Here is a 9,841-nt window from a genome sequence, read left to right as displayed (position 1 = left end):
GGGGTGGCGGATGTGGAGAGTGGGGTGTTGGCGACGGCGTCGACGCCGTATCGGATCGCGTCGGTAACCAAGCCATTGGCGGCGGTGGTGGCGATGCGGTTGGTGGAGGAGGGGGTGGTGGATCTGGATCGGAAGATGAGCGGGTACAGCGAGTGGGAGGACTTTTGCGTCGCCTTCAGCCAGCAGCCTTCCATCTTCGCCCAGGGCCTGGTCTGCGATCCGGCGGAGCAGCCCCTGCGGCATCTGCTGTCCCACACGGCCATCGGAGCGCCGGGAACCGGCTTCTCCTACAACCCCGTGCTCTACTCCTGGGCTTCACGGCCCCTCATGGCAGGGGCGGGCAGATCCTTTTCCGGGCTCGTCGACGAGTACGTTTTCCAGCCGGCGGGGATGGATCGCTCGGCGCGGATCTATCGGGATCTGCCGCTGCCGGAGGATCTAGCGAGAGCGCTGGCGCCGCCGCATCGAATGAGAGAAGACGGGAAGATGCAGCCTGCGCCGTATCTGAAACCCCAGGGGGACGGCGCCGCCGGCGGCGTGGTGTCGACGGTCCTGGACCTGGTGCGATTCGACATCGCCTTGGATCGAGGAGAGCTGATTTCGAAGGAGTCTCGGACGGCGATGATGGCCCCGAATCACTCCAAGGACGGTGCCGAGCTGCCCTATGGTTTGGGCTGGTTCCTCGAGGACTACAAGGGACACCGCCTCGTCTGGCACTCCGGCTGGTGGGAGAAGGCGTATTCGGCGCTTTATCTGAAGGTGCCGGATCAAGGGCTCACCTTCCTCGTGCTGGCCAACAGCGAAGGGGTTTGGTGGGGCAACCCTCTGGACCGTGCCGAGGTTCGGAAGTCGGATTTCGCTCGGCTCTTCCTGGGCGCCTTTCTGGGCAGGTAGGTCAATACCAACACTTGGGTACCACCCTGGGGAAAGAGACCAACACTTGGAGCCCCCTGGGCTGGGCTTGGGTCCCACCTCTTGCGAACCAACACTTGCGAACCAACACTTGGGTCCCCCCTTCCGTAGAGCCCCTGTTTTAGGAATCCACCGACAGTTGCAGCGCGCGGGAGGGCCTTGCTATCTTGCCTCCAAACCTGGCAGGAGGAAGCATGGCGGAGAAGAGCCTCGGGGCGGAGTTGTTGGTGCAGGTGGCCATTGTGGTGCGGGATATCGAGGCGGCGGTGGCCAACTTTGCGCGGGTGCTGGACGTGCCGGAAGTGGAGATTCGGGAGTCGCGGGAGCCGGAGGAGGCGCAGACGCGGTTTCGCGGGGAGCCTACCGACGCGCGGGCGCGGCTGGCTTTCATCGAGATGGGGCAGGCGCACATCGAGCTCATCGAGCCGGTGGGCGGGCCTAGCGTGTGGCAGGAGTTTCTCGACGAACACGGGCCCGGCGTTCACCACATCGCCTTCCGGACGCCGGACATGGATTCCGCCAAAAAGCGCCTGGACCAAGAAGGCATCGGGGTGCTGCAGGAGGGGAAGTTTCGGAGCGGGCAATACCTCTACGCCGACACCACCGACCAGCTGGGCGTGGTGCTGGAACTGCTGCATATCTATGACGGCCAATAGACCCCTCCCGAGCCAAGCTGAGCCCTGAGATGTCCGAAAAGCGCTGAGATGTCCGAAACACAACGCATCCGCTGGGGAATCTTCGGCACCGGCCTCATCGCGCACAAATTTGCCGAGGCGCTGGCGCTGCTGCCTAGAGCCGAGCTGGTGGCGGTGGCTTCGCGCTCGGCGGAGCGGGCGGAGGAGTTTGGTGAGCGCTTCGGCATTCCCGTGCGCCATGGATCCTACGAAGAGCTCGCCCGCGATGAGCGCATCGACATCGCTTATGTAGGCACCGCGACGCCGCATCACGAGGAGTGCGCCGTCCGGTCCCTGCGGGCGGGCAAGGCGGTGCTGTGCGAGAAGCCGCTGGCGGTGAACGCGGAGCAGGCTCTGCGCATGGTGGCGGCCGCTCGGGAGGAAGGGCGCCTGCTGATGGAGGCCCTGTGGTCGCGCTTCGTGCCGGCGTTTCGCCAGGCCCGGGAGTGGCTGAAGGAGGGGGCCATCGGCGAGGTGCAGATGGTGCAGGCGGATTTCGGCTTCCGGGCCGAGGGGGAGGATCTGCAGCGCTGGCTCTCGCCGGAGGCGGCGGGAGGCTCCCTGATGTTCGTCGGGGTCTATCCGGTCTCCCTGGCGGTGCTCGCCTTCGGCGGCGCTCCGACGGAGGTGAAGGTGGTGGCGGATCTTGGTCCCAACGGCACCGACCGGCGCGCGGGGATGCTGCTGGGCTTCGCCGGCGGTGGCGTGGCGGTGTTGGCCTCGGCGGTGGATACCAAGACGCCGCGGTTCGGCACGATTCTGGGGTCGCAGGGGATGATCCGCTTGGATGAGCCGTTTTACTGCAGCCCCGGCGCGACCCTCGCCCTTCCCGGGCAGGACGAGGTGCGGGTCTCGATTCCCGTCGAAGGCAACGGCCTGCACTACCAGGCGGCGGCGATGATGGAGACGCTGGATCGGGGGGAGGTGGAGAACGGGATCATGCCCCACGAGGAGTCCATCGCGGTGCTGCGGGTGATGGACGAGCTGCGCCGTCAGCTGGGGATGCGCTTCCCTTGTGAATCCAAAGAACGCGAGACGGACCGGTCCAAAGGGGACGGGGCCCGGTGATCTACGGCTCGATTCCCGGTGTCGGCAAGCCGGTGTCGCGGATCATCTTCGGTGCGGCGCATTTGAAGCAGCGCCGGGAGGCGGAGGACTTTCGGCTCTGCGACGCATTCTTCGAGGGCGGCGGCAACGCCTTCGACACCGCCCACGTCTACGGCCAGGGAGACAGCGAGCGGACCCTCGGGCGGTGGATCCGCCAGCGGGGCCTGCGCGAGCGGGTGGTGATCGTCGACAAAGGGGCCCATCCTGATGTCCATTCCGAGGGTGAGCGCCAGCGTCTCGATCCCAACTCCATCGACTCGGATTTGGTGGAGAGCCTGGAGCGCCTGGGTACGGAGTACATCGACCTCTTCCTGCTGCATCGGGATGATCCCCAACAAGACGTAGCTTCTATTCTGGAGTGCCTGAACGAGCAGGTCGAGAAGGGGCGGATCCGGGCCTTCGGTGTGTCCAATTGGTCGGTGCCCCGCCTCCGGGAAGCCAACGCCTACGCTCAGCGCCGGGGCCTGCTGCCGCTAGCCGCCAGCTCTTCCCACTTCAGTCTGGCGGAGCAGGTCCGGCCGCCGTGGCCCGGGTCGGTGACGCTCACCGGAGCGGAGCGCCAGGAGGATCGGGACTGGTACACGGCCCAGGCGACGAGCCCACAGCCGATGGCGCTCTTGTGCTGGTCGGCGCTGGCCGGGGGCTGGCTGCTGCGGCCGGCGGACGCTCCGCCCCCCGTGGGCACCCACGAGGAGATCGCTACCCGGGCGTACGAGTCCGCGCCCAATCGCGAGCGGCGGCGGCGGTTGGTCCAGCTGGCCGAAGAGCGCGGTCGGTCCGTCGCGCAGATTGCTCTGGCCTATGTGCTGAGCCAACCCATGGCGCCGTTTGCGTTGATCTCCGTGGCCACCCAAGAGGAATGTGCCGACAATCTGGCGGCTTGTGAGGTCAGCCTGTCTCCGAAGGAGCTGGAGTGGCTTGATCTCCGACGGGTCGGAGGCGGCTAGGAGCCTGCGCTCCCAGGGCTTCTGGATGGGGAGCCGGTGAACTAGGTAGAGGTCGTGGTTGCACCGCCTCCGCCCGGGGATCCAATCCCCGGGCTACTCAGGTTCCGCCAGCTCTGCTGGCTCCGGAGGGGAGAGTGTGGGTGAGCGGGATCTGGGAGCCGGATTCATCCGGCGGTGTCCTGGGTAGCCCCGGGATTGATCCCGGGGCGGAGGTGGCTCACAAGCGGTGCCGCAACTCGTTTGAATCTACTCAGGCCTTGGCGCTACCTGGTACCACATCCCGCGGCCCCCGCATGCACTCCCTCAAGACCCCCCAATACCCATGGGTGATGTGCGCCTTCTGGCGGTACTCCGGGAGCTCCAGCAGGGCCTGGTGTAGGCGGGGGAGGCGGTAGAAGGGGACGCTGGGGTAGAGGTGGTGGTCAAGGTGGTAGCCGGCGTTCTTCGGCGAGATGAAGATGCGGTCGAAGAGGTTCGGGATGATGGTTCGGGATTGGCTGTAGATGCTCTCGTAGGCGAGGCCGAAGTGCTCGGCCATGCTGGTGATGCGCATGGCGATGGGCCACCAGAGGAACATGGGCACCAGCCAGTACATGGCGAAGGGCCGCCAAAGGCCCAGGACGGTGAGCAGCACGGCGACGAGGGCGTAGAAGAGCAGCCGGGCGGCGGTGAGGGCCGGGGGATGGCGGCGCTTGCCGCCGCCGGCCCAATGGAGCTCGGACTTGGCCGTGGACCAGGGCTTGAGGAGGAATTTCACCATGCCGCCGAAGGTCTTGGGGAAGGACCAGGCGGGGGTTTGCTTCGCCACCCAATCCGGATCCCGGTCGGTGTTGAGGTGGCGATGGTGGGTTAGGTGGGTCTTGCGGTAGTCGCGAAGGGTAATGAATAATGGGAAAGCAAGTAGTAAATCAGCCAGCAGGTCGTTCCAGCGCTTCGAGGGCAGGAGGCGGACGTGGGCCGCGTCGTGCAGGAGGAAGCCCAGGGCGTGCAGGCGCGCCCCGATGAACGGGACGACCAGGACGTAGAGCAGCGGATGGAAGAAGCGGTCGCAGAGCCAGGCGGCGCCGAGGATCGCTGACCATTCGACCAGGATGTGGCCGAAGGCCAGGGGCGGATTCAAGCGCGAGAGCTCGCGCACCAGCTGCGGCGAAAGATGCTCCCGGCGCTCGCCGTCGGCGCTTTCGGCTCGAGCTGCCCGCTCGTCTCGTACCGCACCCGCTTCTTGAACCATACGTTTGAGTGTAGCAAAGCTCCGCCTCAAGAGCCCCTTCGGAGGAGGTCCCGCCGCGATGAACGAGCCCGTCCCCACCGACCTGGCGCAAGCCCAGAGCCGGCGCATTCTGGCCTGGCGAACCGTCCATGGCTGGCTGATGCTGGCGACGGCGCTCCTGGCTCTCTACCTGGATCGGCCGGTGATCGTCGCCGTCGTGGGGATGGTCTCTCTCCTCACCCTGGCCAAGGTGGGGTCGGTGCCGCGTCAGCCCGGAGACCGGTTCAACTTCGTCAATTGGATCACCGTCGCGCGGATCCTCGCCGGCGTCACGGTGGTGATCACGCCGATCCTCTTCGGGCCGATGTTCGCCTGCATCCAGGTGATTTCGTTGTGGGTCATCGACGGCATCGACGGGCGTCTGGCCCGCCGCTTCAACCTGGTCTCGGTGCTGGGAGGGAACCTCGACAAGGAAGGCGACGCCATCATCACCGTCACCGTCTGCCTGATGTTGATCCACCTAGATCGCATCGGCCTTTGGATCCTGGTCATCGGTCTGATCCGCTTCGTCTACCTGATCTTCCTGGGCTTCCTACGCCGGGAGTCGAAGTCGCCGCCGTCGTCCCCCTTGAGCACCTTCACCACCGGCTTCACCCACATCCTGTTGGGCGTGCGCTTCGTGCTCGATTGGGAGCTCCACACGGCCTTGTTGATCCTGGCGACGGTGCTGATGGTGATCAGCTATTGCCGCGGTGTTTACTACGCCCTCCGCTGACCGCCCGCTGAGCGACCATGCAACCGATTCCGCAGGTGCTGCTCTTGGACGTCATGGGCACCCTGGTCCACGATCCGTCCTACCGGGAGGGTTTGGACTTTCTGGGTCTGAGCCTGGAGGAATTCCTCGCCGCGGCGGATCGGGAGGCCTGGGGTGCCTTCGAGCGCGGTGAGATCGACGAGGAAGCCTATTTCCGACGCATGTTTATGGATCGCCGGCCGGTGGACGGGGACGGCTTGCGGCAGGCCTTGGTGGACGGCTATCGCTGGCTCGATGGCATGGAGGAGCTGGTGATGGAGCTCTCCGCCGCGGGGGTGAAGATGCACGCTCTTTCCAACTATCCCCGGTGGTACCGGCGCATCGAAGACAAGCTGCGCCTGAGCCGCTATCTGAGGTGGAGCTTCGTCTCCTGCGAGACGGGCCGGCGCAAGCCCTCGCCGGAGGTCTATCTCGACGCGGCGGCGACCCTCGGCGTGGCCACCTCGGACTGCCTCTTCGTCGACGATCGGGAGAAGAATTGTGCCGGAGCCCGGGGGACGGGGATGCGGGTCTGGCGTTTCGAAGGAGTCGAAGGGCTCCGCGAAGAGCTGCGGCGGCAGGCGGTTCTATAGGGGCTGGAAACAGGCTGGGAGAGATCATGAGCGGCAAACACACTTTCTCCTACCTTGGGACTCTCGCGGGGCTTGTGGCGTTGCTGGCCTTGGTGCTTTCCCCGCCAGTGGCAGCGGAAGCGCCTGCTGAAGAGCCCGGGGAGATCGTCGAGGCTCCGGAGGCGGATGCCTTTCCCGTCGAATGGCCTTTTACCGAGGGGGCGCCGGGGGGCGGCCGCCACTCAACCCTCACCGACATTCATCCGGGCAACGTCGAGCAGCTGCAGGTGGCGTGGACCTATCGCCACGGCGATGTTTGGGAAGGGCAATTCCCGGTCAAGATCCGCCGCGGCAGCACCTCGGAATCGACGCCCATCGTGGTCGACGGCCGGCTCTTCTTCACTACCCCGCGCAATCGGGTCATCGCCCTCGATCCTGAGACCGGGGAGGAGCTGTGGACCTTCGACCCGGTGCTCGAGCCGGGGCGCTTCTTCTACATGTGGATCAACCGCGGCGTTGCCTACTGGCGGAGCCAGGAGGAGGAAGGGAAGTGCGCGGCGCGGGTCTTCCTGGCGACGCTGGATGCGCGGCTCTTCGCCCTCGATGCGGCGACGGGGGAGCCCTGCGGGGACTTCGGCACGGAGGGGGTGGTGAATCTCCTCGAAGGGCTGGTGCCCCTCTACGACAGCTGGGAGTATGGCGTCACCTCGCCGGGCACCGTCATCGGCGACGTCATCGTGGTGGGCTCTTCCATCGCGGACCAGATCCGCCCCGACGCGCCGCCGGGGGACGTGCGGGCCTTCGACGTGCGCACCGGCGAGGTGCGCTGGACCTTCCACACCATTCCCCACGCCGGAGAATTCGGCGCCGAGACCTGGGAGACCGGCCGGCGGCTAGCAGGGGCGGCGAATGTTTGGTCCACCATCACCGCGGATCTGGAGCGGGGGCTGGTCTTTCTGCCGGTGAGCTCGCCGAGCCCGGATTTTTACGGCGGAGAGCGCCTGGGCTCGAACCTCTTCTCCGACTCGGTGGTCGCCCTCGACGGCGCGACCGGCGAGCGGGTGTGGCATTACCAGACCGTGCACCACGATCTGTGGGATTACGATCTCGCCTCGCCGCCGGTGCTGGTCACCGTGGAGCGGGAGGATGGCCCCGTGGACGCCGTCGCTCAGGCGACCAAGCATGGCTTCGTTTTCGTGCTCCACCGGGAGACCGGGGAGCCCCTCTTCCCGGTGGAGGAGCGGCCGGTGCCCAAGAGCGATCTGCCCGGCGAGCGGGCCGCCCTCACCCAGCCGTTCCCGACGGCGCCGCCGCCGCTAGTACCCCAGCGCCTGGACGAGGACGACCTCTACGCCCCCACGAAGGAGCATCTAGAGGCTTGCCGGGCGCGGCTGACCGGGGTGCGCAACGAGGGCCTCTTCACCCCTCCGAGTCTCCAGGGCTCGGTGATCTATCCCTTCACCTTCGGCGGCGCCAGCTGGGCGGGGGCGACCTGGGATCCGGCGCGGCAGCGGCTCTTCGTGCCGGTGCAGAACAAGGTCCACATCGTGCAACTCCAGGAGGTGGCGGAGCGCGCTGGGGAGATCGATCCCAATGTTCGGCCGCTGCGCGGGCTGCCGTTTCAGAATCTCTTCTGGTGGTTCACCGGCCGGGGAACCGGCGAGCGCTACTGGCTGCATCCGGTGACCGGCCGCACGGTCTTCCAGCACGAGGGGGTGCTGTGCAACAAGCCGCCCTGGGGCCGGCTGGTGGCCGTCGATCTGGCGCAGGGAACGATTGCCTGGAGCGCCTCCTCCAGCATCGGTCCCGACGATCCCGGCCTCGGCGGGCTGGCCCCCGCCTTGTCGACGGCCAGCGGCCTGGTCTTCCACGGCGGCACCAAGGATCCGGTGATGCGGGTCCACGATGCAGAAACCGGCGAGCTGGTCACCACCTTCGACTTGCCCGCCGGCCTCCACGCCGGGCCCATCTCCTACAAGCTCCAGCCCGACGGCAAGCAGTTCCTGGTGGTGGCACCGGGCGGGCATATCGGCGTCGGCTCCCCCGCCGGCGACTACGTCATCGCCTACACCTTGCCGTGACGGCTGACCTCAAGACCCGCCTCGGCAAGCTCCCGCCGCATGCGCCGGAATCCTTGGGGTACCGGATCGCTCCGTAGGTGCTGGACGATCTCCGCGGCACACTCCTCCGAGGTCTTGCCGGTGGTGTCGATCTCGAAATCGTAGTGGCAGCCCTCGTGGATGCAGGTGAAGCTGCCGTAGGCGTAGCCTGAGGAGCGGTTGGCGCGCTCCCGCTCCCGGCGCTCCAACTCTTCGAGCTCGCAGGACACTTTGATGAAGAGCACCCGGTGATCCGCCAGGGTCTCCACCGCCTGGCGCCTCCACAGGGGGTAGAGGAGCACGTGATCCACTACCACGTGGCTGCCTTCTTCCGCCAGCGCCGCCACCGAGCGGTGCATGCCCAGGATGACCCGGTGGCCGAAGGGGCCGGCCTGGACGTCGATGAACGGGCGCGGAGCGTCGGGAACGGTGACCGACAGAAAGCCTTCCGCCGCCGCCGAGTCCGGAGCCACGTCGAGGGCGCGATAGCAGCGGGGCATCATAGACAGGAACATGTCGGCGGCGACGTGCAGCAGGGGCTCGGGGAAGCACGCCTGGAGGGCGGTGCAGAGGGACGACTTGCCGGCGCTGGACGGCCCGTTGAGAAAGAGGATCCAGGGGCGAGGGTCGCTCACGACTCGGCCTCCGAGGGCCGATGGCTGATCTTCACGCCGTCGACGAAGAGATGGTCGAGGGTCGAGTCGAGGAAGAACCTCACCGCTTCCGCCGGCCGTTCGATGATGGGCATGGCGGGGCCGTTGAAGGAGGTGTTGAGGAGCAGGGGCAGTCCACTGGAGGCGTGAAACTCGGTCAGCAAGCGGTAGTAGTTGCCGTCCTCCGGGGCGACGGTCTGGATGCGGGCGCTGTCGTCGACGTGGGTGATGGCGGGAGCGTCGGGGCGGCGCATGCGGGCGTTGAAGAGCATGTAGGGCGAGGGGATGGGGGCGCCCTCGCACCACTCCTCGCAGGCTTCGATGAGGATCGAGGGAGCCAGAGGGCGCCAGGCTTCCCGTTCCTTGATCTGGTTGACCCGGCGCCAATTCGTTCCGTGCCCCGGGTGCGCCAGGATGCTGCGGTGCCCCAGGGCCCGGGGACCGATCTCGCTGCGGCCCTCGAACCAGGCGATGATGCGGTCGCCGGCGAGGAGCCGGGCGGCTTCCCGGGCGGGATCCTCGGGATGCTCGACCACCAGCTCGTCCCGGTGCTGCTGCAGGATCTCGTCGAGCTCGCTCCGGCAGGTCCCCAGCCCCAGGTAGGCGCGGTGGGAAGCGGGCCGGGGCGGCGTCCCCCGGGGCGTCCGCAGTACCGCGTAGCGCAAGGCCTGGGCGGCGCCGATGGCGAGGCCGCTGTCGTCGCAGCCCGGGGGGACGAAGAGTCCGGCGAAGGAGCCCTTCGCCCGGCTGCCATTGGTGAGTCCGGTGGCCAGGATGCGGGTATTGGCCGGGCAGTTGAGGGCCGCACCGCCGGTGGAGACCAGGGCCTCCGGGGAGAGCCCGGAGTTCTCGCAGGCTCCCTGCAGGGATTGGA

At 67.1% G+C, this 9,841-nt stretch carries 10 protein-coding genes; 7 read left to right on the top strand and 3 right to left on the bottom strand.

Going from position 1 to position 9,841, the window contains the following annotated elements:
- From SX243_23075 to SX243_23060, 4 genes are all read left to right on the top strand, one after another.
- Positions 1–894 (top strand): serine hydrolase domain-containing protein (locus SX243_23075; GenBank protein MDY7095867.1); only part of this gene is annotated, 894 nt, incomplete at its 5' end.
- A gap of 212 nt (positions 895–1,106) precedes the next feature.
- Complete coding sequence (locus SX243_23070; protein ID MDY7095866.1) at positions 1,107–1,568, top strand: VOC family protein; 462 nt, start codon at positions 1,107–1,109, stop codon at positions 1,566–1,568.
- A gap of 48 nt (positions 1,569–1,616) precedes the next feature.
- Positions 1,617–2,654 (top strand): Gfo/Idh/MocA family oxidoreductase, encoded by a 1,038-nt coding sequence (locus SX243_23065; protein ID MDY7095865.1) that lies wholly within the window; start codon positions 1,617–1,619, stop codon positions 2,652–2,654.
- The gene (locus tag SX243_23060) at positions 2,651–3,640 is read left to right on the top strand and encodes an aldo/keto reductase (protein ID MDY7095864.1); all 990 of its coding nucleotides are present in this window, start codon (positions 2,651–2,653) and stop codon (positions 3,638–3,640) included. The genes SX243_23065 and SX243_23060 overlap by 4 nt, the downstream gene beginning before the upstream one ends.
- A 250-nt stretch (positions 3,641–3,890) precedes the next feature.
- On the opposite strand, the gene SX243_23055 is transcribed toward SX243_23060, so the two are convergent.
- Positions 3,891–4,871 carry a fatty acid desaturase family protein gene (locus SX243_23055; protein ID MDY7095863.1) on the bottom strand — a complete coding sequence of 327 codons (981 nt, stop codon included), beginning with the start codon at positions 4,869–4,871 and terminating at the stop codon, positions 3,891–3,893.
- Positions 4,872–4,929: 58 nt separating this feature from the next.
- On the opposite strand from SX243_23055, the gene SX243_23050 reads away from it, so the two are divergent.
- Genes SX243_23050 through SX243_23040 form a run of 3 tightly spaced genes read left to right on the top strand, consistent with a single transcriptional unit; the run spans position 4,930 to position 8,296 of the window.
- Positions 4,930–5,625 carry a CDP-alcohol phosphatidyltransferase family protein gene (locus tag SX243_23050; protein ID MDY7095862.1) on the top strand — a complete coding sequence of 232 codons (696 nt, stop codon included), beginning with the start codon at positions 4,930–4,932 and terminating at the stop codon, positions 5,623–5,625.
- 17 nt (positions 5,626–5,642) lie between these two features.
- The gene (locus SX243_23045) at positions 5,643–6,236 is read left to right on the top strand and encodes an HAD-IA family hydrolase (protein MDY7095861.1); all 594 of its coding nucleotides are present in this window, start codon (positions 5,643–5,645) and stop codon (positions 6,234–6,236) included.
- A gap of 26 nt (positions 6,237–6,262) precedes the next feature.
- Positions 6,263–8,296 (top strand): pyrroloquinoline quinone-dependent dehydrogenase, encoded by a 2,034-nt coding sequence (locus tag SX243_23040; GenBank protein MDY7095860.1) that lies wholly within the window; start codon positions 6,263–6,265, stop codon positions 8,294–8,296.
- Here the strand turns inward: SX243_23040 and SX243_23035 are convergent.
- Both SX243_23035 and SX243_23030 read right to left on the bottom strand, forming a co-directional pair.
- On the bottom strand, positions 8,281–8,949 hold the full coding sequence (locus SX243_23035; protein MDY7095859.1) for a hypothetical protein: 669 nt from the start codon (positions 8,947–8,949) through the stop codon (positions 8,281–8,283). The genes SX243_23040 and SX243_23035 overlap by 16 nt on opposite strands.
- Positions 8,946–9,841 (bottom strand): carbamoyltransferase C-terminal domain-containing protein (locus SX243_23030; protein ID MDY7095858.1); only part of this gene is annotated, 896 nt, incomplete at its 5' end. The genes SX243_23035 and SX243_23030, both read right to left, overlap by 4 nt.

It is taken from the genome of Acidobacteriota bacterium (assembly GCA_034211275.1).
Taxonomy (GTDB): Bacteria; Acidobacteriota; Thermoanaerobaculia; order Multivoradales; family JAHZIX01; genus JAGQSE01.
Note: the sequence above shows the minus strand (reverse complement) of the source record. Positions and strands in the feature narration are given on the sequence as shown.

What these genes read in the sequence shown, in the direction of transcription:
- SX243_23070 (MDY7095866.1), top strand. Translation starts at nt 1,107, where the DNA reads ATGGCGGAGAAGAGCCTCGGGGCGGAGTTGTTGGTGCAGGTGGCCATT.
- SX243_23065 (MDY7095865.1), top strand. Translation starts at nt 1,617, where the DNA reads ATGTCCGAAACACAACGCATCCGCTGGGGAATCTTCGGCACCGGCCTC.
- SX243_23055 (MDY7095863.1), bottom strand. Translation starts at nt 4,871, where the DNA reads ATGGTTCAAGAAGCGGGTGCGGTACGAGACGAGCGGGCAGCTCGAGCC.
- SX243_23050 (MDY7095862.1), top strand. Translation starts at nt 4,930, where the DNA reads ATGAACGAGCCCGTCCCCACCGACCTGGCGCAAGCCCAGAGCCGGCGC.
- SX243_23045 (MDY7095861.1), top strand. Translation starts at nt 5,643, where the DNA reads ATGCAACCGATTCCGCAGGTGCTGCTCTTGGACGTCATGGGCACCCTG.
- SX243_23040 (MDY7095860.1), top strand. Translation starts at nt 6,263, where the DNA reads ATGAGCGGCAAACACACTTTCTCCTACCTTGGGACTCTCGCGGGGCTT.